General features: G+C 32.3%; 27 protein-coding genes. 22 read left to right on the top strand and 5 right to left on the bottom strand.

Annotated elements, in window-relative coordinates:
* The first annotated feature begins 17 nt into the window (after positions 1-17).
* The gene (locus V1T75_RS03620; protein WP_330487202.1) at positions 18-485 is read left to right on the top strand and encodes a low molecular weight protein-tyrosine-phosphatase; all 468 of its coding nucleotides are present in this window, start codon (positions 18-20) and stop codon (positions 483-485) included.
* Positions 475-1,179 (top strand): SAM-dependent methyltransferase, encoded by a 705-nt coding sequence (locus V1T75_RS03615; protein ID WP_330487201.1) that lies wholly within the window; start codon positions 475-477, stop codon positions 1,177-1,179. The genes V1T75_RS03620 and V1T75_RS03615 overlap by 11 nt, the downstream gene beginning before the upstream one ends.
* Before the next feature lie 47 nt (positions 1,180-1,226).
* Here the strand turns inward: V1T75_RS03615 and V1T75_RS03610 are convergent, their stop codons facing one another.
* The 4 genes from V1T75_RS03610 to dapF form a co-directional block, all read right to left on the bottom strand.
* On the bottom strand, positions 1,227-1,847 hold the full coding sequence (locus V1T75_RS03610; protein WP_330487337.1) for a peptidoglycan-binding protein LysM: 621 nt from the start codon (positions 1,845-1,847) through the stop codon (positions 1,227-1,229).
* Positions 1,848-2,015: 168 nt separating this feature from the next.
* On the bottom strand, positions 2,016-3,044 hold the full coding sequence (mltG, locus tag V1T75_RS03605) for an endolytic transglycosylase MltG (RefSeq protein ID WP_330487200.1): 1,029 nt from the start codon (positions 3,042-3,044) through the stop codon (positions 2,016-2,018).
* On the bottom strand, positions 3,037-3,561 hold the full coding sequence (locus V1T75_RS03600) for a GNAT family N-acetyltransferase (protein ID WP_330487199.1): 525 nt from the start codon (positions 3,559-3,561) through the stop codon (positions 3,037-3,039). Before V1T75_RS03600 ends, mltG begins: the two co-directional genes overlap by 8 nt.
* Positions 3,561-4,337, bottom strand: a complete 777-nt coding sequence (gene dapF, locus V1T75_RS03595) for a diaminopimelate epimerase (protein WP_330487198.1) — start codon at positions 4,335-4,337, stop codon at positions 3,561-3,563. Before dapF ends, V1T75_RS03600 begins: the two co-directional genes overlap by 1 nt.
* A gap of 137 nt (positions 4,338-4,474) precedes the next feature.
* Between dapF and V1T75_RS03590 the strand changes: the two genes are divergently transcribed.
* The 10 genes from V1T75_RS03590 (at position 4,475) to V1T75_RS03545 (ending at position 13,510) form a co-directional block, all read left to right on the top strand.
* Complete coding sequence (locus tag V1T75_RS03590; protein ID WP_330487197.1) at positions 4,475-5,863, top strand: trypsin-like peptidase domain-containing protein; 1,389 nt, start codon at positions 4,475-4,477, stop codon at positions 5,861-5,863.
* Between the two features lie 166 nt (positions 5,864-6,029).
* Positions 6,030-7,472 carry a glyceraldehyde-3-phosphate dehydrogenase gene (locus tag V1T75_RS03585; RefSeq protein WP_330487196.1) on the top strand — a complete coding sequence of 481 codons (1,443 nt, stop codon included), beginning with the start codon at positions 6,030-6,032 and terminating at the stop codon, positions 7,470-7,472.
* 96 nt (positions 7,473-7,568) lie between these two features.
* Positions 7,569-7,931 carry a hypothetical protein gene (locus V1T75_RS03580; RefSeq protein ID WP_330487195.1) on the top strand — a complete coding sequence of 121 codons (363 nt, stop codon included), beginning with the start codon at positions 7,569-7,571 and terminating at the stop codon, positions 7,929-7,931.
* 131 nt (positions 7,932-8,062) lie between these two features.
* A complete protein-coding gene (locus V1T75_RS03575; RefSeq protein ID WP_330487194.1) occupies positions 8,063-8,626 on the top strand; it encodes a hypothetical protein in 564 nt (187 codons plus the stop codon).
* A 4-nt stretch (positions 8,627-8,630) separates the two neighbouring features.
* Entirely contained in the window at positions 8,631-10,628 is a 1,998-nt protein-coding gene (gene ligA, locus V1T75_RS03570) for an NAD-dependent DNA ligase LigA (RefSeq protein WP_330487193.1), read from the top strand.
* A gap of 3 nt (positions 10,629-10,631) precedes the next feature.
* On the top strand, positions 10,632-11,000 hold the full coding sequence (locus V1T75_RS03565) for a hypothetical protein (protein ID WP_330487192.1): 369 nt from the start codon (positions 10,632-10,634) through the stop codon (positions 10,998-11,000).
* Positions 10,984-11,640 carry a lysoplasmalogenase gene (locus V1T75_RS03560; protein ID WP_330487191.1) on the top strand — a complete coding sequence of 219 codons (657 nt, stop codon included), beginning with the start codon at positions 10,984-10,986 and terminating at the stop codon, positions 11,638-11,640. Before V1T75_RS03565 ends, V1T75_RS03560 begins: the two co-directional genes overlap by 17 nt.
* A gap of 7 nt (positions 11,641-11,647) precedes the next feature.
* Complete coding sequence (locus tag V1T75_RS03555; RefSeq protein ID WP_330487190.1) at positions 11,648-12,328, top strand: helix-turn-helix transcriptional regulator; 681 nt, start codon at positions 11,648-11,650, stop codon at positions 12,326-12,328.
* 75 nt (positions 12,329-12,403) lie between these two features.
* Positions 12,404-13,036, top strand: coding sequence for a hypothetical protein (locus tag V1T75_RS03550; RefSeq protein WP_330487189.1), 633 nt, complete (start codon positions 12,404-12,406; stop codon positions 13,034-13,036).
* Positions 13,037-13,051: 15 nt separating this feature from the next.
* Entirely contained in the window at positions 13,052-13,510 is a 459-nt protein-coding gene (locus V1T75_RS03545; RefSeq protein WP_330487188.1) for a GyrI-like domain-containing protein, read from the top strand.
* A 30-nt stretch (positions 13,511-13,540) separates the two neighbouring features.
* Here the strand turns inward: V1T75_RS03545 and V1T75_RS03540 are convergent, their stop codons facing one another.
* Positions 13,541-13,939, bottom strand: coding sequence for a DoxX family protein (locus tag V1T75_RS03540; protein WP_330487187.1), 399 nt, complete (start codon positions 13,937-13,939; stop codon positions 13,541-13,543).
* A gap of 76 nt (positions 13,940-14,015) precedes the next feature.
* On the opposite strand from V1T75_RS03540, the gene V1T75_RS03535 reads away from it, so the two are divergent.
* The 10 genes from V1T75_RS03535 to V1T75_RS03490 all read left to right on the top strand — a co-directional run bounded on the left by V1T75_RS03535 (position 14,016) and on the right by V1T75_RS03490 (position 23,131).
* Positions 14,016-15,089: an esterase-like activity of phytase family protein gene (locus V1T75_RS03535; RefSeq protein ID WP_330487186.1), complete on the top strand. Its 1,074-nt coding sequence runs from the start codon at positions 14,016-14,018 to the stop codon at positions 15,087-15,089.
* Positions 15,090-15,118: 29 nt separating this feature from the next.
* On the top strand, positions 15,119-15,631 hold the full coding sequence (locus V1T75_RS03530) for a DUF6913 domain-containing protein (RefSeq protein ID WP_330487185.1): 513 nt from the start codon (positions 15,119-15,121) through the stop codon (positions 15,629-15,631).
* Positions 15,631-16,506 carry a 4-hydroxy-tetrahydrodipicolinate synthase gene (dapA, locus tag V1T75_RS03525; protein WP_330487184.1) on the top strand — a complete coding sequence of 292 codons (876 nt, stop codon included), beginning with the start codon at positions 15,631-15,633 and terminating at the stop codon, positions 16,504-16,506. The genes V1T75_RS03530 and dapA overlap by 1 nt, the downstream gene beginning before the upstream one ends.
* A gap of 101 nt (positions 16,507-16,607) precedes the next feature.
* The gene (locus tag V1T75_RS03520; protein WP_099216412.1) at positions 16,608-17,123 is read left to right on the top strand and encodes a ferritin; all 516 of its coding nucleotides are present in this window, start codon (positions 16,608-16,610) and stop codon (positions 17,121-17,123) included.
* 131 nt (positions 17,124-17,254) lie between these two features.
* Positions 17,255-18,067 (top strand): outer membrane protein assembly factor BamD, encoded by an 813-nt coding sequence (locus V1T75_RS03515; RefSeq protein ID WP_330487183.1) that lies wholly within the window; start codon positions 17,255-17,257, stop codon positions 18,065-18,067.
* A gap of 3 nt (positions 18,068-18,070) precedes the next feature.
* A complete protein-coding gene (locus V1T75_RS03510) occupies positions 18,071-18,391 on the top strand; it encodes a DNA-directed RNA polymerase subunit omega (RefSeq protein WP_125067943.1) in 321 nt (106 codons plus the stop codon).
* A 1-nt stretch (position 18,392) separates the two neighbouring features.
* On the top strand, positions 18,393-19,604 hold the full coding sequence (gene coaBC, locus V1T75_RS03505) for a bifunctional phosphopantothenoylcysteine decarboxylase/phosphopantothenate--cysteine ligase CoaBC (RefSeq protein ID WP_330487182.1): 1,212 nt from the start codon (positions 18,393-18,395) through the stop codon (positions 19,602-19,604).
* Complete coding sequence (porD, locus tag V1T75_RS03500) at positions 19,597-20,487, top strand: type IX secretion system protein PorD (protein ID WP_330487181.1); 891 nt, start codon at positions 19,597-19,599, stop codon at positions 20,485-20,487. The genes coaBC and porD overlap by 8 nt, the downstream gene beginning before the upstream one ends.
* A gap of 127 nt (positions 20,488-20,614) precedes the next feature.
* Positions 20,615-22,267, top strand: coding sequence for a DNA repair protein RecN (recN, locus tag V1T75_RS03495; RefSeq protein ID WP_330487180.1), 1,653 nt, complete (start codon positions 20,615-20,617; stop codon positions 22,265-22,267).
* A 51-nt stretch (positions 22,268-22,318) separates the two neighbouring features.
* Complete coding sequence (locus V1T75_RS03490) at positions 22,319-23,131, top strand: enoyl-ACP reductase FabI (protein WP_099216418.1); 813 nt, start codon at positions 22,319-22,321, stop codon at positions 23,129-23,131.
* Positions 23,132-23,142 lie beyond the last annotated feature (11 nt).

Raw genomic sequence — 23,142 nt, 5'->3', positions numbered from 1 at the left:
GAGGTTTTTTTATGAATATGAAAAAAATATTAATGGTTTGTTTAGGTAATATTTGTCGATCTCCTCTTGCTGAGGGGATTTTAAAATCCAAAGTTTCATCGGAAAGTTTTATAGTTGATTCTGCTGGTACTGCTGGGTATCATGTAGGAGAATTACCAGATAGACGCTCTATTGAAGTGGCTAGAAAATACGGAATAGATCTTAGCAGTCAACGGTCAAGAAAATTTACAAGAGCAGATTTTGATAAGTTTGACACGATTTTTGCAATGGATCAGAGTAATTATGCAGATATTGTAGCCTTGTCTAAAAATAAAAAACAGCATGAAAAAGTAAAGATGATTCTGAACGAATTGTATCCTAATGAAAACAGGAATGTTCCAGATCCGTACTATGGAGGAGATCAAGGTTTTGAAAATGTGTATAAAATGTTAGACGAAGCGTGTGAAATGATAGCTTCAAAATTAGAACAAAAAAATGAAAGGTAAATTATACTTGATTCCTACTACGTTAGGTGATACTGAACCATTAGAAGTGATGCCATTATCAGTAAAAAAAGTGGTAGAACAATTAGATTACTTTATTGTTGAAAATGAGAAGTCTGCTCGAAGATTTATTAAACGAATTACACCGACAAAATCACAACCTTCACTGGAGTTAATGTTATTGGACAAGTATTCTGACGATTTAGAAACCAAGAACTATTTGGATGCTTGTGAAAAAGGAATGTCTGTAGGTTTGCTTTCTGAAGCTGGAGTGCCGGCAGTGGCAGATCCAGGAGCAAATATTGTGAAGTTGGCGCATCAAAAAGGGATTCAAGTAGTTCCGCTAGTAGGACCTTCCTCTATTTTATTAGCAATTATGGCGTCTGGTATGAATGGGCAGAGTTTTGCGTTTAACGGATATTTACCTATTGATAAATCAGATAGAAAAAGAGCTATTAAGGATTTGGAAAAACTTTCAAAAGAAAAGAATCAGTCGCAACTTTTTATCGAAACTCCCTACAGGAATGAAAAAATGCTAGATGATTTACGTGCTACTTTATCTCCTGATACAAGAGTTTGTGTGGCGTGTGATATAACACTTCCAACAGAGTATATTAAAACACTAACGGTAAAAGAATGGAAGCATGTGAAGACCGATTTACATAAGCGACCAGCAATTTTTATCATTCATAAATAAAAAAAGCATCGATTTTAATCGATGCTTTTTTGTTGTTTTCTTATTAGTTAAACCGTTGGTTTTTTATTGGCTTTGATGTTAGAAACATCATAACCAGCAAACTTTTTAAGGTATGATTGTATAGAGGTTCCATAGGCATCATTAAAACGGATTGACCCGTTTGAACGTAAGAACTTTTTTACATTACCTGCACCACTTAAATGTGCTGCTGCTAAAATACCAGATTCGGTTATTTTAACTCCATTGATGGTTTTGCCAACACTTCTCTTAATGTCTTTTCTTAAAATCCATTTGTTTAACTTACAATAAGCAACAAATGTGCGTTCTTGTAATTTTGGGTTTTTAAGAAAGTGAGTGGTGTTGTAAATTCTAAATCTCTTTAGGGTTTCCCTACCAAATTGGTATTTCCCTAAGTATCCAAGTGTGTTAACTACTCTATACCTGCCTTGTGATTCTTTAAAAGCCAAAGCTTCTTTAAATCCTACAAAATCATTTAATAAAAAAGGAATGTTAACCTTTTCTACCTTATGAATTGGTATTGGCGTTGTTGTAGTAGTTTTTTCTTTTTTAGCTGTAGTCTCTGTAAAACTGGTTAATAATACAAATCCTAAAAATACTAATACTAAATGTCTGATAATTAAATACTTTCTGTTTAGCGCTGCAAAGATACGGTATTTTTTTATAACAGACTATAAATCAATAATTTACAGTTTTTTAACTATTGATAATTAAGTTGTTTTCCGGTGTTTTTTTTAGGTAAAAAACAAAAAAAAAGATGTTTTGTTAACTTTTTGGTAATATTTTGTTGTAATTAATGAGAATAAAATTTTGTTAATTTATCTCTTTATCCCTTGTTGATTTATCCACTGTTGATATTTTACAGCATTTCGATTATGCTGCGCTAAAGAATTCGCAAATTCATGAAAACCAATCTTGTCAACACTTGCACACATATAGTAATAATTGTGTTTTTGATGGTTTAAAACAGCATCAATAGATGAAATATCTGGCATGGCAATCAGAGTAGGAGGAAGTCCCGTGTTTTTATAAGTGTTGTAAGGAGAGTCTATTCCTAAATCTTTGTTTAAAACCCTTTTGACAACAAAATCTTGCCCTTTAACTTCTTTAATTGCATATATAACTGTTGGGTCGGCTTGCAAAGGCCAGTTATCTTTTAATCTATTTAAATACAAACCAGCAACAATAGGACGCTCTACTTTTTTAGCTGTTTCTTTCTGAACGATAGAAGCTAATGTAATTACTTCTTCTTTTGAAAGGTTCAGTTTTTTAGCTTTGTCTAACCTAGCAGAAGTCCAAAAACGATTGTATTCGCGTAGCATTTTATCACGGAAATTTTCAGCAGAAGTATTCCAATAAAACTCATAGCTATTCGGAATGTACATTCCTAAAGCTGATTTTTCAGTAAATTTATTGGTAGCTAAAAAAGCAGGATCTTTCATAGCCTGTAATAGAGCAATAGAATCTGCTTCAATTTGTTCAGCAATTCTTCCTGCTAATTTTTCTAAGGTATCTTGATTGTTGAATGATAGAGTAATTGGTGTTTGATTTCCGCTGCGTAAAAGGTTTACAACATCATTCATGTTCATACCCTTTTTTAATAGGTATTTTCCACCTTTAGGTTGTGTGAATTTTTTCTTTTCTGCAACCCAAACAAAATTTTCAGGATGTTTAACAAATTCAGAAAGTTGTTTTTTGACATCTATAAAAGAAGCGTTAGAACCTATGTATATAGCCCCATCTTTGGTAACTGCTTTACCAAATATTTTTTGGTAGTAGTTAAATCCAATAATTCCACCAATTAAAAAAATGGCGGCAATACCTCCTAAAATAATTTTCTTATTCATTTATTAGTTGAAATAATAGTTCGTCTTTATATGTTCCGTTGTAAAAAATCCAATCTTTCTTAATTCCAATTTGCTTAAAATTTTGTTTTTCAAAAAGGTGTAAGCTATTGGTGTTATCATTCGTAATATTTGCATACAATTGATGTAAATGCAAATGTGTAAAGCAATAGTTAATTAGTAATTGTATAGCTTCAGAGGCAAACCCTTTCTGCTGAAAGTCAGGATGGATCAAAATTCCGATACCAGCTCTTTTATGTTGCGGGTTAAAATCAAACAAATCTATCATCCCAATAGATTTACCAGTCACTTTATCATCAATAACTAATCGTAATTGTTTGGCTTCATAAATATCTAAATGAGCATTTTCTAAATACTGTTTTAGTAAAAATTTAGAAAACGGAGTTTGTGTATGACTCACTTCCCAAAAAGACTCATTGTTTTCAATTTGAAATAAAAATTCCAAGTCTTCGGGTTCTAAGGCTCTTAATTTGATATGTGTTCCAGTTAACGTATGCACTAAATATTTATTTTACCTATAAATACAAAAGTAGCTGGTCCTTTTAAAAAGACCTCAGAATAGATTCCGTTTTGTTCTTTAAAAGAAACTTCTAATTCTCCACCCTCAACAGGTAAAATAATAGAAGAATTATTTGTTTTTTGGGTTGCATGCATGGCTATGGCAACGGCAGTAACACCAGTACCACAAGCTAAAGTTTCATCTTCAACTCCTCGTTCGTAGGTACGTACTTTAAAAGTATTGTCAGTTATTTGTTCTACAAAGTTAACGTTGCTGCCTTCAGTGCCATAAATCTCATTCCTAATTTCTTTTCCGTTTGAAAAGACATCATAATTTGCAAGATCGTTTACCAACTGAACATGGTGTGGCGATCCTGTATTGGTAAAAACATACTTGTCAAAAATATTCACCTTGTCAACATCAATCATTTGTAAAGAAACAAGGTTGTTAGTAATAGAGGCATGATGCAATCCATCAATAGCAATAAAAGTAGTTTCGGTTTCGAAAAGTCCAAGTTTATGAGCAAAAGCTACAATACAACGACCTCCGTTACCACACATCGTACTTTCATTACCGTCAGAGTTATAGTATACCATCTTAAAATCGGTGGTACTATCTTCTTCAAGTAAGATAAGACCATCAGCTCCAATACCGAAATGTCTATCACATAATTTTGCAATTATGTCAGTTTTATTTTTTGGAAAGGTTTTTGAACGGTTATCAATCATGATAAAATCGTTTCCGGTTCCTTGGTATTTGTAAAATTCTAAATTCATAATAAAGAACAAAGATACATATTTTATAAAGTAAAAGAGGACTGTTAAATAGCGGTTAAAATCAGTTAAATAGAAGTTAAACACATTTACTTGAAATGTTAAAATTGTATATTTGGAGTATAAAATTTTGTAAGCATATGAAGAAAATAATTGGAACTTTAGGAATTGCGATTTTAGGAGGTGCAATAACACTTGCAGGATATAAGACATTGATAGATGAGCCGCAAGTAATTGTTGAGAAATCGGTAGAGCCAACAATGCAAACCGTAAAGGCAAACTATACGCCTACAGTAATAAATTCAACATCAACACCCACCGATTTTACGGAAGCAGCTGATAAAACAGTACATGCGGTGGTACATGTTAAAAACACATCGATAAGAACCCAACAAAACCCGTTAGCAGAATTATTTTATGGTAGAGGAAGTGGAACAAGAAAGTACCAACAAGTAGGTACAGGTAGTGGTGTAATTATTTCTCCTGATGGGTATATTGTAACCAACAATCACGTAATTGAAGGAGCAAGCGATATTGAAATTACGTTAAATAATCAGAAAAAGTTAAAAGCAACGTTAATAGGAGCAGATAAGAGTAATGATATCGCTTTGTTAAAAGTAGAGGCTGATTTTGAGTTGCCAAATTTGCCTTTTGGAAACTCTGATAATATTAAAGTAGGAGAATGGGTATTGGCAGTAGGAAATCCATATAATTTAACGTCTACCGTTACTGCAGGTATTGTAAGTGCAAAAGGACGTGACTTGGATGGAAATACCAATATTGACTCATTTATCCAAACAGATGCTGCTGTAAACCCTGGGAATAGTGGAGGAGCTCTGGTAAATACACGAGGAGAATTAATAGGAATTAACACTGCTATTTCTTCAAGAACAGGCTCTTTTATAGGGTATTCGTTTGCGGTACCCTCAAATATTGCTAAAAAAGTGGTGGATGACTTGTTAGAATTTGGAATGGTACAACAAGCTGTTTTAGGAATTAATATAGATGTGGAAGCAAATGACATCGAAGGAGTAAAAATAGGAGAAGTCTTAGAAGAAGGAGGAGCAAAAAAAGCGGGGCTAGAGCAAGGAGATGTTATTACCAAAGTAAACAATGTGAAGATTTCTAAGTTCTCTGATTTAAAAGGACAGTTAACAGCAAAAAGACCTGGAGAATACGTAAATGTAACAATTGATAGAGATGGAGAAGAGTTGACTAAAGTCGTTAAGCTAACGAAGCTTATAAAATTACCAGTGAGTAAAGTTTTACAAACGGAGTTTGAAGATCTTACTAAAGAAGATAGAAAAAAGTTCAATATAGAAGGGGGTGCTAAGATTAAAAGAACACAAAATATAGCATTTAAACAATTTGAAGTAGGGGAAGGGTATATTTTAACGAAAGTTAATGGAAAAAAAGTCAGTTCAGCAAAAGAAGCTGTTACCATGTTAGATAGTATGTACGGAAGTGGAAATAGACTTTTGTTAGAGATGATTAATCCATCAGGTCAAATAGAAAGGTTTAGATACTAAATTGACATGTAAAAAACTTCAAGGGAGCACTAATAAGATCCCTTAAAATAAAAAGCCTTGCTAAAATCGTTTTAACAAGGTTTTTTTCTTTTGTAAAACCAATAAAAAATAGAGAAGAAATACCTATTTTTGCACAAATTTTTTAATTTTTAGTTAACACACAACTATGTCAACAATAACAAATTACGAAAAAGAAGTCGTAAATCAAGCGCAAGTTCGTAGAGCTACAGTTGAGTTTATTAACATCGTTAACGATTTATGGTATGATAAATCTATCGAGTTAGTATTATTTAGAAATCCGTTAGTAGACAAAAGAGCTAGTGAGGTTTTAAACTTAATCAACTACGCTAAAGAATTTGTAGCAAAACCAATAACAATAGAAGACGCTTTAGAAATAGCGAAAGCAATTCAATCAATTGATTTACCACCATCAAAATTAGATATAGGTAAATTAGCGTACGAATACCATTTGCAGGATGATGCATCGGCAGATAAAATAGCTTTTGTAAAAGAGCAATTAAAAGATGCTACAGAGGCAGATAATATTCAGCCAAAAGATGTAGTGTTATACGGTTTTGGACGTATTGGTCGTTTATTAGCCCGTGAACTAAGTAGTAAAATGGGGAAAGGTTCTCAATTACGTTTAAGAGCTGTAGTAACTCGCGGCAAAATAGATCAAACAGTATTAGAAAAAAGAGCTTCTTTATTAAGTGTAGATTCTGTACACGGAGATTTCTTAGGGACAGTTCAGGTAGATGCTGATAACAATGCTTTAATTATTAACGGTACAACTGTTTACATGATTTCAGCAGCACAACCAGAAGATATTGATTATACACAATACGGAATTAACGATGCGTTAATTATTGATAATACAGGTGCTTTTAGAGATGAAGAAGCATTAAATCGTCATTTAAAAGCAAAAGGAGCTAGCAAAGTATTGTTAACTGCTCCTGGTGCAGGAGTACCAAATATTGTTCATGGAGTAAATCATGAAGAAAATAATCCTGATAATATCGATATTTTCTCAGCAGCTTCATGTACTACCAATGCTATTACACCAGTATTAAAAGTGTTAGAAGATAACTTCGGGATTAAAAAAGGACACTTAGAAACAATTCATGCATATACAAACGACCAAAATTTGGTTGATAATATGCATAAAAAATATCGTAGAGGTAGAGCTGCTGCGTTAAACATGGTAATTACCGAAACAGGAGCAGGGAAAGCAGTAGCAAAAGCATTACCAGCATTAGCAGGAAAGCTAACCTCAAGTGCCATTCGTGTACCAGTACCTAACGGATCGTTAGCAATCTTAAACTTGCAATTAAATACTCCAGCAACAGTAGAGTCTGTAAATGCAATTATGAAACAGTATGCGTTAGAAGGAGATTTAGTAGAGCAAATTCAATATTCATTAAGTAATGAATTAGTGTCTTCTGATATTGTAGGAACAACAGCACCGTCTATTTTCGATAGTAAAGCAACAATAGCTGACGGAGATACTATCGTAATTTATGTATGGTATGATAATGAGTATGGTTATTCACACCAAGTAATGCGTTTGGCAAAACACATTGCTAAAGTACGTCGTTATACTTATTATTAAAATAAAGTAAAAACAGATAAAAAAAAGCCGAAGCATTGATTTGCTTCGGCTTTTTTGTTATATTTGGCTAGAGCAACCCCTTAAAATGTCCCCTTTATGAAAAAAGTAATAATATTACTATTTCTAATGCTTGGTGTTACTTCACTAAGTTACTCCCAAGAATTAACTACATTAGTTTCTGGTAAATGGTTTGTCGATTCAATGAAAGTTGGAAACGAAAAATTTGAATTTTCTGATGGCGAGAATTGGTTAGAGTTAAGCCCTGATGGAAGATATCAAGTTATGATGAGTAATAAGGAGGAAAGTGGGAGATGGAAATTAATAGTCGATACCAATGAGCTAGAATTTGACGATAAAAGCTTTGAAGAAAATTTAAAGATTGAAAAAATTAGTGAAACCATGTTGTTAGTTTCAGCAAGAAATAAAGAAACCATCTATACTATGTGGTTAAAAAAATAAACTATCATACATAGTTTGTTTTTTAACGACCGAGGTAAGGGATTGCCTCGGTTTTTTTATTTTTAATAGATAAGTATTTTGCTTATACTACATAAATCTTTTCCTTAAATTAGCGTCAAAAATAAAATTAAATGAAGGCAGTACTTACACCGATACTATTGTTGTTTGCAGCAATAGCAACAAACGCACAATCCAAATTACCTTACTACGAAATACCAAAAGAAGCCAAAGAATTTACTACAGGATCTGTAATTAGTAGAATGATAGATGGATTAGGTTTTCGCTATTATTGGGCAACCGAAGGTTTAACAGAAAAGGATTTAGCATACAAACCAAGTGAAGAAGCAAAAACTACTGGAGAAACAATAGATCATGTGTTAAGTTTATCGCAAGTAATTAAAAATGCAGCGTTAAAAGTTCCTCATAAAGAAGCAAAGTCAGGAATGACATTTGTTGAAAAACGAAAAACAACCTTAGAAAACTTAAAGTTAGCAAGCGATATTTTTAGAAAAAGTACAGATGTATCGCAGTACAAAATAATTTTTGGAGATAAAAAACATCCAATATGGAATGCAATTAATGGTCCAATAGCTGATGCTATTTGGCATGCAGGTCAGTTAGCTTCATTCAGAAGAGCCTCAGGAAACCCAATCAATTCGAAAATAAATCATTTTACAGGTACCGTTAGAAAATAATTTAATGACAGTTCAGGAGAAGATACAACTATTAAGAGAAGAGTTACACAAACATAATCATAATTATTACGTGTTGGATGCACCAACTATTTCTGATTATGAGTTTGATATTAAGTTAAAAGAGCTTCAGCAGCTAGAAGACGAAAATCCAGAATATTTTGACCCCAATTCCCCAACGCAACGAGTAGGAGGAGAAGTAACTAAAAATTTTGAAACGGTTACACACAAGCATAGAATGTATTCATTAGACAATTCGTATTCTAAAGAAGACCTGTTAGATTGGGAAAAACGTGTTCAGAAAATTTTAGGAACCGATGAAGTTGAATATACCTGTGAATTAAAATACGATGGAGCTTCAATAAACCTTACTTACGAGAATGGCGAGTTTGTACAAGCAGTTACTCGTGGAGATGGTTTCCAAGGAGATAATGTAACCACCAATATTCGTACCATAAAATCCATTCCATTATTGCCAAATAGTGATTTTGTGACAGATTTTGAAATGCGAGGAGAAATCATTTTACCGTTAGACGGATTTCATAAAATGAATGAAGAACGTATTGCGAATGATGAAGAACCATATCGAAACCCGCGTAATACCGCTAGTGGAAGCTTGAAGTTACAAGATAGTGCAGAAGTAGCAAAAAGACCACTAGATTGTTTATTGTATCAATTAGTAACAAGAGAACGTAAATATGCTTCGCATTTTGAAAGTTTAGAAGCTGCAAGAAAAGTTGGATTTAAAGTTCCAGACACCATTGTTTTAGCTAAATCAATTGATGAGGTGTTAGATTTTGTAAACGAGTGGGATGGTAAACGTCATATCTTACCATACGAAACGGATGGAGTAGTGGTAAAAGTAAATTCGTTTCAGCAACAAGACGAACTAGGATATACTTCAAAAGCACCTCGTTGGGCAATTGCTTATAAATTTAAAGCGGAACAAGTTTCTACAGTATTAAATGAAATTACCTATCAAGTAGGTAGAACTGGAGCCATTACACCGGTAGCAAACTTAGAACCTGTACAATTAGCTGGAACGATTGTAAAAAGAGCATCATTACATAACGCAGACCAAATAGCAAAGTTAGATGTACGAGTAGGAGACACTGTTTTTGTAGAAAAAGGAGGAGAAATTATTCCGAAAATTATAGCTGTTGATTTAACAAAACGACCAGCAGATTCTGTTCCTACACAATATGCAATTAACTGTCCTGAATGTCATACAGAGTTGGTAAGAACCGAAGGAGACGCAAAACATTATTGTCCGAATGAATTTGGATGTGCACCGCAAATTACAGGTAGAATCAAGCATTTTATTAGTAGAAAGGCCATGGATATTGATGGTTTGGGTGGAGAAACGGTTGATTTATTACGTAAAGAAGGATTGATAAAGAATTATGCAGACTTGTATGATTTAACGGTAGAACAAGTAATTCCGTTAGAAAGAATGGCAGAAAAGTCAGCGCAAAACATGATTGAAGGAATTGAAAAGTCAAAAGAAATTCCGTTTGAAAAAGTATTATTTGCTTTAGGAATCCGTTTTGTAGGTGAAACTGTAGCAAAAAAACTAGCAAAACATTTTAAGTCAATCGATAATTTAATGAATGCTGATTTCGAAACGCTAATTGCGGTTGATGAAATTGGAGATAGAATAGCACAAAGTATTATTGATTTTTCGAATGATTTAGGGAATGTTGAATTGATAAATCGATTAAAATCTTACGGAGTTCAACTAGAAGTGTCTGCAGAAAGTTTAGAAGGGCAAACCGATAAATTAGCAGGAAAAGTATTTGTTGTTTCAGGAGTTTTTCATCAAATGAGTAGAACTGAACTCAAAAAAGCGATTGAAGACAACGGAGGAAAAGTGTCGAGTTCCATTTCTAAAAAAACGAGCTATATTGTAGCAGGGGATAATATGGGACCGAGTAAACTGACCAAAGCTGAAAGTTTAGGAATCCCAATTATTTCTGAACAAGATTTTATGGATATGATTATATAAAAAGTGCAAAAATCTAATATAAGTTTTTTAAAATTTAAACTAGATAAAATAAGGGGTGACTATAATCTACAAATAGATCAAGTAATCTTAAAACTTGAAGAAGGTAAAGGGCTAGATATGGGAGTTATGGGTGTTTTTCAAAGAAAATATATTGAAAATTCCATTGGTGTAAAGCTTTCACTAGATGCTGCTTTAGATGTTTTAGTTACAGAAAACAATTGTATTCCTTTATGGGTTAATATTAAGATTATTGAAGGGAAATGTTATTTTGAAATAAGTTCTAGATATAGAAAATTACATATTGTTAAAAATTGGCATAAGAACAATAAATATACCCCATTTAAAGTAGACGAAAATGACCAAACAAACTAAAATAACCCTAGCTTCCATTATTTTTTTATTGGTCGCTATTGCTGACGTATATGCAGTAATAACTCAAAATAAAACTATCGAAATGATTTTTAAACCGTTACTAATGACATCACTAGCGGTAGTGTATTTGGTATCGGTTAAAAAGCCAAGTTTTTGGCTGTTATCAGCCTTGTTTTTTTCGTTTTGGGGTGATGTTTTCCTGCTAGATAAAACAAACTTTTTTGTGTTTGGTTTAGCCTCGTTTTTAGTAGCACATGTTGTTTATATTAAAATAACGACAAGCTTTTTGTATAAAGATTCAGTAGTTAAAATACTAACGTCAGCAATTCCCTTTGTATTGTTATTTGTGGGGCTCTTAGGTTTAATTTATAATAATTTAGGAGACATGTTACTACCTGTATTGGTGTATGGAATAGCTATTTCAACATTTGGAACAGCGGCATTACTAAATTATCGTCAGCAAAAAAATACAGTGAATTCATGGTTGTTGTTAGGAGCTATTTTGTTTATTGCTTCTGATAGCCTTATAGCATTGAATAACTTTTATACACCAAAAAGGTTGTTTGATATTGCTATAATCATCCTGTATATCGTTTCTCAATATCTAATTGTTAAGGCAGTTGTAGCAAAAGAAAAGTAATTCTCTAATGGAAAAGCCGAGGTTGATAAGGTTAACTCAAATTGTAACTTTACTACAATCAAAAAGATTGCTAACAGCAAGAGAACTAGCCAATAAGTTTCAGGTAAGTTTACGAACAATTTATAGAGATATTAGAACGCTAGAAAGTTCAGGAGTTCCGGTAGTTACTGAAGAAGGAAGAGGATATTTTTTACAAGAAGGGTATCGGTTACCACCAATTATGTTTTCAGAAGAAGAAGCTAATGCACTGATAACAGCAGAGCAGTTAATTTTGAAAAATAAAGATACTTCACTAGTGAAAAATTATAGTGAAGCTATTACTAAGATCAAAGCAGTTTTAAGGTATTCACAAAAAGGGAAAGTCGATTTCCTATCTCAAAGAATAGCTTTTAGAGCCAATATAGAAAAAGAACAATCGAGCAATTACCTAATTCAAATTCAGTCAGCAATTACAAATTTTAATTTATTAGAGTTAGACTATTTGTCTCTTGAAAATAATTTTACGAAGAGAATAGTAGAGCCTTTTGCATTATATAGTACCAACGAAAATTGGTTGTTAATAGCGTATTGTCGATTGAGAAATGAATTTAGAGCTTTTAGGTTAGACTGTATGAAGAGTTTAGTAACTTCTTATATAACTTTCGAACCTCATAATATGACCTTAGCGGAGTTTTTCGAATCTTATTAAAAATATTTAGTACCCTTGACATAAGGCTGACACTACCAGATTCTATTATTGCATTATTAATTAAAAACTTAATAAATGATAAGACTTAATAATAGTAATGTAGCAGTAATGGAGTTTACTACGTTCGAGGTAAAGAGTAGTGTAACAGTCAATCAGTTAATTGAAGCAGTATTGAATTTTGAATCAAACTTTTTAAAGCAGCAAAAAGGAATTGTATTTCACTGTTTGGTAAGGAATATAGAAGGAAAATTTGCGAATGTTCTTTTTGCAGAAAATATGGGGGCCTTAAAGCAACTCGAAAAATCAGCAGAAAGTAATGAGTCAGTAAATCTTTTTTTCGATATGGTTGAATCAAGTAGTGTACAAGTCAACTTTAATAAAATAAATGAGAAAAACTTTAAGGTACCAGAGAGTTTTTCATGTGTAGAATATGGTGTTTTTAAATTAAAAGAAACTGAAAAGTTAGACTCATTATTACCAGCCTTAGAAGCAGTAAAAAACAACTACCTGAATAATTTTAATAATACCAAAGGACATTTTGTAGGAATTCTACCAAATGATACTTACGCTGAAGTTGTGTTTGGAGAAACTTTAGGGCAAACAAAGCAACTCTGTTCTGGGTATTTTGAGAATCAATTTTGTAAAGCATTTTTAGAAAAAATAGAGGAATCCACAACTCAACTTGATTTTTGGTATTTGATAGCTTAATTAAAAAAAGATAAGATGAGTACAGAACAAAAAGAACCGTTTTACGTGGTAGGGATTTCAGTAAGAACAACAAATGAAAATCAACAAGCAGCAAAAGATATACCTGCTTTATGGCAACGATTTATGTCTGAAAATATAGCTGAACAAATACCCAATAAACTTTCAAATGAAATATATGCTGTATATACCGATTATGAATCAGATTACACCAAGCCATATACAACAATCATTGGCTGCAAGGTAAGTGAGATAGATGCTATTCCAAAAGGATTGGTGAGTAAAAAAATAACAGCCCCAAGTTATAAAACATACATAGCAAAAGGAAGTTTAACAGATAATATTGTCTACAATAAATGGTTAGAGATTTGGAATAAAGATATCAATAGAGCTTATACATCCGATTATGAAGTGTATGGAGCGAAAGCATCAGATCCAACAAATGCAGAAGTAATAATATGTATAGGAATAAATTAACAAAAAGAGCAGTTTTTAAACTGCTCTTTTTTAGTTCTTTTTGAAGTTTTTTCCAACCCAAGGAATGTTGGCTCTATTAAAAATTAATAGAATGGAACCAGAGATAAAAGTTACAATAGCACTAATAAACAAGGTACCACCATCGCCATCATGTTCAATACCTATAATGGTTAAGTGACTCATAACGGCTCCTATCATTACGCCTACAGTAAGCAAGGCTCCTAGCCAAGTTTTTTTTGGAATGAATAAAAGTATGGAAGCAATGAATTCCAAAATACCTGTCCCTATTCGCATATAAACCTCATTATCTCCGGCTATTTTAGTAAATAAATCAATGCTTTCTTGTGCCCCAGTAAATTTAAAAAATAATGTTTGAAGCATTATAAAAGCAGGAACCAGTTTTAAAATTAAAAGAATATATTTTTTCATACATAATAAAAATCTACTTGATTAGACGTTACAATTTTTAATGCTTACATGAACTAAAAACAATACTTTTGTAAGTATGAAAAAAATAGTATTTGCCTTATCAGTTTTTGGTTTATTAGCCTGTAAACAACAAAAAACAACACTTAAGTTTTTAGATGAGTATCTGGTAAAAGATTCTTTAATTGTTAATAACACTGTTATCGGTGGTATTTCTGGAATTGATTATTATAATAACAACTACTATATGGTAGTAGATGATGCTACCAACCCAAGAATTTTAGTAGGAGGTATTACTGTTAAAAAAGATTCGATACAATCGGTAAATTTTGAAGATGTTATTATAGTTGATACAATAAGTCAGTTTACTAAAACCCACGTATTAGATTTAGAGTCTATTTTTGTAGATAAGGGAACCATAAATTTAGTAAGTGAGGGATCTATTCACTATAAAAAAGACCCAAGTATATTTGAAATAGACACGAAAGGAAACTTTAAACAAGAGATAGAAATACCTAACTATTTCAAAGCAACATCCAAAGCGAAGCCAAAGCATAACGGTGTTTTTGAAAGTTCTTCAAAAAGTTTTGACGGCAAAGGTTTTTGGGTTGCAATGGAAGCTCCTTTAGAAGCAGATGGAGAAGAACCAACTTTTTACGAAACACAATCTCCTATTAGAATTACCTATTTTGATAACGAATCAAAAAAAGCAACCAAACAATTCGCATATCAATTAGAGAAAATTGATAAACCAGCTAAAGGAAAAATAAACCTAAACGGAACTACGGCTATTTTAGAATACCGAAAAAATCAGTTTTTTATAATTGAAAGAGCCTATCAAAGTGGTTATGGTAGCCATGGAAATGTAGTTAGAATTTTTAAAGCTACTATAGGTAATACTTCAACAAATACACTAGAAAAACAATCGTTGAAAAACGAAAAATATACACCGTTAAAAAAAGAACTCTTATTTGATTTTAGCACTGTTAAAAATCAATTAACTGATGGAATTGTAGATAATATTGAGGCAATTACTCTAGGTCCCTTATTACAAAACGGAAATAGATCGTTAATTTTGGTTGCTGATGATAATTTTCAATTGTATGGAAAGCAGTTAAATCAATTTTTATTATTAGAAATTGATGAGAAATAATATAAATTAGCTACTCGTAATTTTTACAAATGATAAGTACCCTAAAGAAGAAATCCATTCAAAAAGCATACGACAAACTAGTTGTAAAAAAAGAGAATACTCCGCATAAAGAAACCAAAGTTAAAAGTGTAGCAATACTACTAGATAATGAAGCTTTAGTAAATGTAGTAATAGCCAACTTAACAAACATTTTTCCTTTTCAAAAAACAGACATAAGCGTACTGGTTTGTAAAGAGTACTCCAAAAAGGAGGAATCCTCTCCAGAGTTTTTTACTGAAAAAGATTTTGGCTTCAAAGCGAGTTTAAAATCCGACAATTTAAAAGATTTCGTTAAAAACAAATATGACCTACTCATAAACTATACAAAAGCGTCAAACTTATTAACGAATATGGTAACTTTGTTGTCGCAAGCAGATTTTAAAGTAGGTTTTGCTGAAATTGACGATAGATTATACGATATAGTGGTGTCTGACGCTAGTTTTAACGAAGCTGTTTTAAATCAAGAATTAAAAAAATACCTAACGATTTTAAATAAAATATAATGCAAAAGTTTGTAGGAACTGGAGTAGCTTTGGTAACTCCTTTTAAGGAAGATTTAAGTGTAGACTTCGAAGCACTTAAAAAGCTAGTAAATTACAATATTGAAAACGGTACAAACTATTTAGTAATCAATGGAACTACTGGAGAAAGTGCTACAATTACTAAAGAAGAAAAAATCGATATAATTAAAGTAATTGCCGAAGAAAATAAAGGGCGTTTACCACTCGTTTTAGGGGTTGGAGGGAACAATACACAGACTGTTGTAGAAGAATTACAATCTTTAGATTTATCGGAAATAGATGGAGTTTTATCAGTAGCTCCATACTATAGCAAACCAACGCAAGAAGGATTCTATCAGCACTACAAAGCAATTTCTTTAGCGAGTCCTAAGCCAATTATTATGTATAACGTTCCTGGTAGGACCGCAAAAAACATGGAGCCAGCAACAACCTTACGATTGGCAAGAGACTTTGAAAACATCGTTGCAGTAAAAGAAGCAGGAAACAACCAACAACAATACTATGAGTTGTTAAAAGACAAGCCTGAAGACTTTTTAGTAATTTCTGGTGATGATGATTTGGCTGTTGGAGTAACTTTAGCAGGTGGAGCAGGAGTTATTTCGGTAATTGGACAAGCATTGCCAAAAGAGTTTTCAAAAATGATTCAGTTAGGATTAGAAGGAAAAGCAAAAGAAGCTTACGAACTTCACTATAAACTAATGGATATAATAAGCTTAATTTTTGAAGAAAACAATCCGGCAGGAATCAAAGCAGTATTGCAAAAATTAGGAATTTGTTTAGATGAAGTACGTTTACCGTTAGTAACAGCTTCAGAAGAATTACAAACAAAAATATCAGACTTTATAGATAATCTATAAGCTGTCTAAACAAAAATAAAGAATGCAAAAGGCTACAATTTCGTTATTGTAGTCTTTTTTTAGCATCTTTGTATAAAGAGTAACTTTTTAAAGTAAAAAATATGTTATCAAAAGTAATAGAACAGGCATTAAATGATCAAATAAGAGTAGAAGCTGAGTCTTCACAAGTATATTTAGCTATGGCATGCTGGGCAGAAATTCAAGGATTTGAAGGTGTAGCACAATTTATGTATGCACATTCAGATGAAGAGCGTATGCACATGCTAAAATTAATAAAGTTTGTAAATGAACGTGGTGGACATGCACATATTTCTGATTTAAAAGAACCTCCAGCAAAATTTGGATCTTTTAAAGATATGTTTCAAACATTATTTGATCATGAGGTAATGGTATCTAAATCGATAAATGACTTAGTACATATCACACTACAAGAAAAAGACTATGCAACCCATAACTTTTTACAGTGGTATGTGTCTGAGCAAATAGAAGAAGAAGCATTGGCACGCAACATTTTAGATAAAATTAACTTAATAGGAGACGATAAAGGAGGATTATATCTATTTGATAACGATGTAAAGCAAATAGTAGCTCAATCTGCCGCTGGAGCTCAGCAATAAGATTAACAAACATTTAGGAGTTCTTTGGAAAAAATATAACAGATTTTGTAGTTTCTTGTTTCTCTCATTTATGAGAAAAAAAATCGTTTTAATAATCCATAATTAATCACTAATTTTGCCAGATGCAAAAAATGAAAAATCTAGCGTATATTGCTGTAATGCTTTTAGTACTTTCTTCATGTGGAGAATATCAAAAAGTATTGAATAAAGGAACTGTAGAAGAACAATACAAAATGGCTGTAAAAATGTACGAAGCTCAAAAGTACGGCAAAGCTTTACGGTTGTTTGAAAAAATAACACCTTCATACAGAGGAAAACCTCAAATGGAGCGTATTCAATTTATGGTTTCTCAAGCTAACTTTAATGAGAAAAATTACGGATTAGCAGGTTATTATTTTAATAGATTTACAGGGAATTATCCGAAAAGTTCAAAAAGAGAAGAGGCCGCTTTTTTATCAGCTTTAAGTTATTACAAAGCAGCACCAAGCTTTAGTTTAGATCCAACAGATACGAACAAAGCATTAGAAGCCTTTCAGAAGTTTATAGATAATTACCCAGATTCAGATAAGGTAGCAGAGGCTAACAAGTATCATGCTGAATTAAGAGCAAAACTAGAAAAGAAATCTTTTGAGATAGCAAAAACATATTATAAAACTGCAGACTATGATTCTAGAAATTACAAAGCAGCAATCGTTGCTTTTGATAATTTATTAGAAGATTATTTAGGAACGAAGTATAAAGAAGAAGCTTTGTACTACCGTTTAAAAGCAGCGCATGATTTTGCAATGAAAAGTACGCAACGTAGAAAAGCAGAAAGAATTAAAGAAGCAGTTAAAGCGTACGATAAGTTAAAAAGAAATTTTCCTGAATCGAAATTCATGGAAGAATCAAACGAAATGTTAGCAACATTAAACAAAGAACAAGAACAATTAGCTAAAAGTTAAAAAATGGATTATAAAGAAACGAAAGCGCCGTTAAGTACCGTAACTTATAATAAAGAAGCTATCGAGGCTCCAACACATAATATTTATGAAGCTATTTCTATTATAGCAAAGAGAGCCACACAAATTAATTCTGATTTAAAGAAGGAATTGGTTGATAAGTTAGATGAGTTTGCTACTTATAACGATAGTTTAGAAGAAGTTTTTGAAAACAAAGAACAAATCGAAGTTTCTAAATTTTATGAGCGTTTGCCTAAACCACATGCTATTGCAGTAGAAGAGTGGTTAAACGACAAGGTATATTATAGAACTCCAGAGACAAAATAATATGTCTGTACTAAGCGGTAAAAAAGTTTTACTTGGTGTTACCGCCGGTATAGCGGCATACAAAACAGCGAACTTAGTTCGCTTATTTATAAAATCGGGCGCAGAAGTCAAAGTAATTATGACTCCTGCGTCTAAAGATTTTATAACACCTCTTACACTTTCCACCTTATCAAAAAATCCAGTTCATTCTACCTTTTATGATAAAGAAGATGAAAATGAATTGTGGAATAACCATGTAGATTTAGGTTTGTGGGCAGATTTAATGTTAATAGCCCCAGCTACTGCAAATACCTTGTCTAAAATGACCAATGGTACTTGCGATAATTTATTATTAGCAACCTATTTGTCAGCTAAATGTCCAGTGTATTTTGCACCTGCAATGGATTTAGACATGTACCAACATCCATCAACTAAAACGAGTTTAGAAAGTTTACAAGATTTTGGGAATATCTTCATTCCTGCTACTTCGGGTGAATTAGCAAGCGGGTTGGTTGGAGAAGGTCGTATGGCTGAACCAGAAGATATTGTTGACTTTATAGAGAAAGATATTGTATCTAAATTACCACTTCGTGGGAAAAAGATGCTAATTACTGCGGGACCAACCTATGAAGCAATAGATCCTGTTCGTTTTATTGGAAATCATTCTTCAGGTAAAATGGGATTTGAAATTGCGAAAACAGCAGCTAATTTAGGAGCTGAGGTATTTTTAGTAGCAGGTCCTTCTCATCAACAAGTACATCATTCTTTTATTCATAGAATAGATGTGAAATCAGCACAAGATATGTATGAAGCGTGTCATAAGTATTTTGCTGAGGTTGATATAGCTGTATTATCGGCGGCAGTTTCAGACTATCGACCAAAAAATGTAGCTACTCAAAAAATAAAAAAGAAAGAAGCAGCGTTAAGTATTGAGTTAGAACCTACTAAAGATATCTTAAAATCTCTAGGAGAAATTAAGAAAAAACAGTTGTTAGTTGGGTTTGCATTAGAAACGAACGATGAGGTACAAAACGCAAAAAGTAAGCTTACACGCAAAAATTTAGATTTTATTGTATTAAATTCGTTACGTGATAAAGGTGCTGGTTTTGCAACCGACACCAATAAAATTACAATTATTGATGCTGATTTTAATGAAAAATCATTTGATTTAAAGTCGAAAAAAGCAGTATCAAAAGATATCGTTAACGAAATAATACAAAAATTAAATGCGTAAGTTTTTCTTTATAGTTTTTCTTCTTTCAGTTGCTTTTTCTTCTTATTCGCAAGAGCTGAATGCTACTGTAATTATCAATTCAGATAAAGTACAAAGTAGTAACAAGCAAGTTTACCAAACGTTACAAAAAGCGTTAACAGAGTTTATTAATGATAAACAATGGACCAATAGAAACTTTAAGCAACAAGAGCGAATTAACTGTGCATTCAATATTATTATAAACGAACAAAACGGAAGTAATTTTTCAGGAACTTTACAAGTACAGTCAACTCGACCTGTATATAATTCAACCTACGCTACCCCTGTTTTAAATATTAATGATACAAACTTTAACTTTCGTTATAATGAGTTTGATCCATTAATTTACAATCCAACTATTTACGAATCTAATTTAATTTCCACAATTGCTTTCTATGTGTATACAATCCTAGGAGTTGATGCAGATACTTTTGCCTTAAAAGGAGGTGAGACATACTTAAAGCAGGCAGAAAATATTATGCTATTAGCACAATCTAACGGAGAATCTGGTTGGCAAAATCAGGTAGGGAAACAAAACCGTTTTGCTTTGATAGACAACTTGCTTTCTTCTAAATTTAGTACTTTACGAAGTATCTACTACAATTATCACCGTAACGGTTTTGATAACTTTACTGATAACAAAAATTTAGCTAAAGAAGCAATTGAAAAAAGTGTTTTAGATTTAGATAAGATGCATAATATTACCATAGGTAATTATATGATTCGTGTTTTCTTAGACGCCAAAGGAGATGAAATTGTGAATGTTTTTTCTGATGGAGTTACCTCGAGAAATCAATCACAAATGATAACTGTTTTAAATAAAGTTGCTCCTACTTATAAAGATAAGTGGAAGAATTTACAATAAAATCAGGCTTGTTAAAGACCAAAATGCAAGGTTTATAAGCTGTTGAAAAATCAATAGACTTCCTTTGTTTTAGCTTGATTTAATTCATTCAAAATCCTTACTTTTATTCTTTACAAAAGAATAGAATTTGCTTACACATTTATCTATACATAATTACGCATTAATCAATCAGTTAACGATTGATTTTACGAACGGTTTATCTATCATAACAGGTGAAACTGGAGCAGGGAAATCCATTTTATTAGGAGCTTTAGGACTAGTAATGGGTAATCGTGCCGATTTAGCTGCTTTAAAAGACACTGAAAAAAAATGTGTTATTGAAGCACAATTTTCGATTGAAGGATATACTTTACAAGAATTGTTTGAAGAATTAGATCTCGATTATGAACAAGAAACCATAATTCGAAGAGAAATTTTACCCTCAGGTAAGTCGAGAGCTTTTGTGAACGACACACCAGTTACCTTATCGGTATTAAATGCTTTAAAAACAAAGCTCATTGACATTCATTCGCAACATCAAACCATGCAATTGTCAGATGTGTCTTTTCAGTTTTCTGTGATTGATGCCTTAGCAAAAAATCAGGCTAAAATAGCATCGTATAAAAGAGGCTTGCGTACGTATAACAAATTACGAAAAGAGCTGAAAGTACTTCAAGAAGAAACTGAGAAATCGAAAGAGCAGTACGAGTACAATTTACACTTGTTTCATGAGTTTGAAGAAGCTAATTTAAAAGAAGGAGAACAAGAAGTTTTAGAAGAAAAGTTAGATAAATTAAACAATATTGAAGAGATAAAGTTGAATTTATCTGAAGCTTTAGGTGTTTCGATTAATGAAGAAATTGGTATTCAAACGTTGCTAAATTCTTTAGAAGGTAAATTGCAAAAAATTAGTTTTTTTTCTAAGCAATATGAAGAGTTAGCGAATCGCGTAACAAGCGTGAAAATTGAGTTAGATGATGTAGTTACTGAGTTAGAAAACGCAAATGAAGAAGTTGAATTCAACCCGAATGAAATTGAAGAACTAAATGATAGGTTGCAGCTTATTTACAATCTTCAAAAAAAGCATTCAGTGTCAACTATAAGTGAATTGCAAGAAATTCACGTATCGCTAGCAGAAAAAGTAGCACAAGTAGAAGATGCTGGAGGAGTAGTAGCTCAAAAAGAAGCAGAAATTAAAGAGGTGGCTAAGAAGTTAGATGACGTAGCAAACATGATTACGACATCTAGAAATAAAGTAATTCCGAAGTTGAAAAAAGAGTTAGAATATCTTTTGTCAGAATTAGGAATGCCGAATGCTCGTTTTGCTATAGAATTGCTTTCTTCAGAAGAATACTTATCTAACGGAAAAGACAATTTACAATTTTTATTCTCAGCAAATAAAGGAGGTAACTTTGGAGAATTGAAAAAGGTAGCATCAGGAGGAGAGTTATCTCGTATCATGTTATCTATCAAAAAAATATTATCAGAAAACATACAATTACCAACCATCATTTTTGATGAGATTGATACCGGAGTTTCAGGAGAGGTGTCCAATAAAATTGCAAAAATAATGCAAGATATGAGCGCTCATATGCAGGTAATTACCATAACACACTTACCTCAAATAGCTTCAAAAGGAGTGCAGCACTATAAAGTATTTAAAGGAGAAGAAAAAGGAGTAACAACTTCTAATTTAAAGTTATTGTCAGAAGACGAACGTATTAGAGAAATAGCAGAGATGTTAAGTGGAAAAGATGTTTCTGAAAGTGCTTTAACTCACGCAAAAGAATTATTAAATTAAGAGTATATTTGCTTTCAGAACAAACAACGATAGACTAAAAATATTTTAAATATGTATAATTTATTAAAAGGAAAAAAAGGAATTATTTTTGGAGCATTAGATGAAAACTCTATTGCATGGAAAGTAGCTGAACGTGCTCACGAAGAAGGAGCAGAGTTTGTATTAACCAACGCACCAATAGCAATGCGTATGGGAGGTATTAAAGATTTAGCAGCGAAGACAGGATCAGAAATTATTCCAGCTGACGCAACTTCTATGGATGATTTAAACAATTTAGTTGAAAAGTCTATGGAAATTTTAGGAGGTAAAATTGATTTCGTTTTACACTCAATTGGTATGTCAGTTAATGTACGTAAAGGACGTCATTATACAGATTCTAAATACGATTTTACAACGAAAGGATGGGACGTTTCAGCAGTATCTTTTCATAAGGTAATGAACGTTTTATATAACAAACAAGCCATGAATGAGTGGGGAAGTATTGTTGCATTAACGTATATGGCAGCACAACGTGTATTCCCAGATTACAATGATATGGCTGATAACAAAGCGTATTTAGAGAGTATTGCACGTAGTTTTGGATATTTCTTCGGAAGAGATCACAAAGTACGTGTAAACACTATATCTCAATCTCCAACTCCAACGACTGCAGGACAAGGAGTAAAAGGATTTGATGGGTTTATTTCGTATGCTGAAAAGATGTCACCATTAGGAAATGCTACAGCATTAGAATGTGCGGATTATACAATCTCATTATTTTCAGATTTAACTAAGAAAGTAACCTTACAAAACTTATTCCACGATGGAGGTTTCTCTAACATGGGAGTAAGTGATGCAGTAATGGAAAGATTTACTGAAGAATAAGATCTTTATAG

This window comes from Tenacibaculum sp. FZY0031 (assembly GCF_036350695.1).
Lineage (GTDB): Bacteria > Bacteroidota > Bacteroidia > Flavobacteriales > Flavobacteriaceae > Polaribacter.
This window is presented reverse-complemented; position numbering and strand designations above follow the sequence as displayed.

What these genes read in the sequence shown, in the direction of transcription:
- dapF (WP_330487198.1), bottom strand. Translation starts at nt 4,337, where the DNA reads ATGAATTTAGAATTTTACAAATACCAAGGAACCGGAAACGATTTTATC.
- dapA (WP_330487184.1), top strand. Translation starts at nt 15,631, where the DNA reads ATGCAAAAGTTTGTAGGAACTGGAGTAGCTTTGGTAACTCCTTTTAAG.
- V1T75_RS03515 (WP_330487183.1), top strand. Translation starts at nt 17,255, where the DNA reads ATGAAAAATCTAGCGTATATTGCTGTAATGCTTTTAGTACTTTCTTCA.
- coaBC (WP_330487182.1), top strand. Translation starts at nt 18,393, where the DNA reads ATGTCTGTACTAAGCGGTAAAAAAGTTTTACTTGGTGTTACCGCCGGT.
- V1T75_RS03580 (WP_330487195.1), top strand. Translation starts at nt 7,569, where the DNA reads ATGAAAAAAGTAATAATATTACTATTTCTAATGCTTGGTGTTACTTCA.
- V1T75_RS03530 (WP_330487185.1), top strand. Translation starts at nt 15,119, where the DNA reads ATGATAAGTACCCTAAAGAAGAAATCCATTCAAAAAGCATACGACAAA.
- V1T75_RS03535 (WP_330487186.1), top strand. Translation starts at nt 14,016, where the DNA reads ATGAAAAAAATAGTATTTGCCTTATCAGTTTTTGGTTTATTAGCCTGT.
- V1T75_RS03520 (WP_099216412.1), top strand. Translation starts at nt 16,608, where the DNA reads ATGTTATCAAAAGTAATAGAACAGGCATTAAATGATCAAATAAGAGTA.
- mltG (WP_330487200.1), bottom strand. Translation starts at nt 3,044, where the DNA reads ATGAATAAGAAAATTATTTTAGGAGGTATTGCCGCCATTTTTTTAATT.
- V1T75_RS03575 (WP_330487194.1), top strand. Translation starts at nt 8,063, where the DNA reads ATGAAGGCAGTACTTACACCGATACTATTGTTGTTTGCAGCAATAGCA.
- V1T75_RS03550 (WP_330487189.1), top strand. Translation starts at nt 12,404, where the DNA reads ATGATAAGACTTAATAATAGTAATGTAGCAGTAATGGAGTTTACTACG.
- V1T75_RS03560 (WP_330487191.1), top strand. Translation starts at nt 10,984, where the DNA reads ATGACCAAACAAACTAAAATAACCCTAGCTTCCATTATTTTTTTATTG.
- V1T75_RS03615 (WP_330487201.1), top strand. Translation starts at nt 475, where the DNA reads ATGAAAGGTAAATTATACTTGATTCCTACTACGTTAGGTGATACTGAA.
- V1T75_RS03585 (WP_330487196.1), top strand. Translation starts at nt 6,030, where the DNA reads ATGTCAACAATAACAAATTACGAAAAAGAAGTCGTAAATCAAGCGCAA.
- V1T75_RS03620 (WP_330487202.1), top strand. Translation starts at nt 18, where the DNA reads ATGAAAAAAATATTAATGGTTTGTTTAGGTAATATTTGTCGATCTCCT.
- V1T75_RS03510 (WP_125067943.1), top strand. Translation starts at nt 18,071, where the DNA reads ATGGATTATAAAGAAACGAAAGCGCCGTTAAGTACCGTAACTTATAAT.
- V1T75_RS03490 (WP_099216418.1), top strand. Translation starts at nt 22,319, where the DNA reads ATGTATAATTTATTAAAAGGAAAAAAAGGAATTATTTTTGGAGCATTA.
- porD (WP_330487181.1), top strand. Translation starts at nt 19,597, where the DNA reads ATGCGTAAGTTTTTCTTTATAGTTTTTCTTCTTTCAGTTGCTTTTTCT.
- V1T75_RS03555 (WP_330487190.1), top strand. Translation starts at nt 11,648, where the DNA reads ATGGAAAAGCCGAGGTTGATAAGGTTAACTCAAATTGTAACTTTACTA.
- V1T75_RS03545 (WP_330487188.1), top strand. Translation starts at nt 13,052, where the DNA reads ATGAGTACAGAACAAAAAGAACCGTTTTACGTGGTAGGGATTTCAGTA.
- V1T75_RS03590 (WP_330487197.1), top strand. Translation starts at nt 4,475, where the DNA reads ATGAAGAAAATAATTGGAACTTTAGGAATTGCGATTTTAGGAGGTGCA.
- ligA (WP_330487193.1), top strand. Translation starts at nt 8,631, where the DNA reads ATGACAGTTCAGGAGAAGATACAACTATTAAGAGAAGAGTTACACAAA.
- V1T75_RS03540 (WP_330487187.1), bottom strand. Translation starts at nt 13,939, where the DNA reads ATGAAAAAATATATTCTTTTAATTTTAAAACTGGTTCCTGCTTTTATA.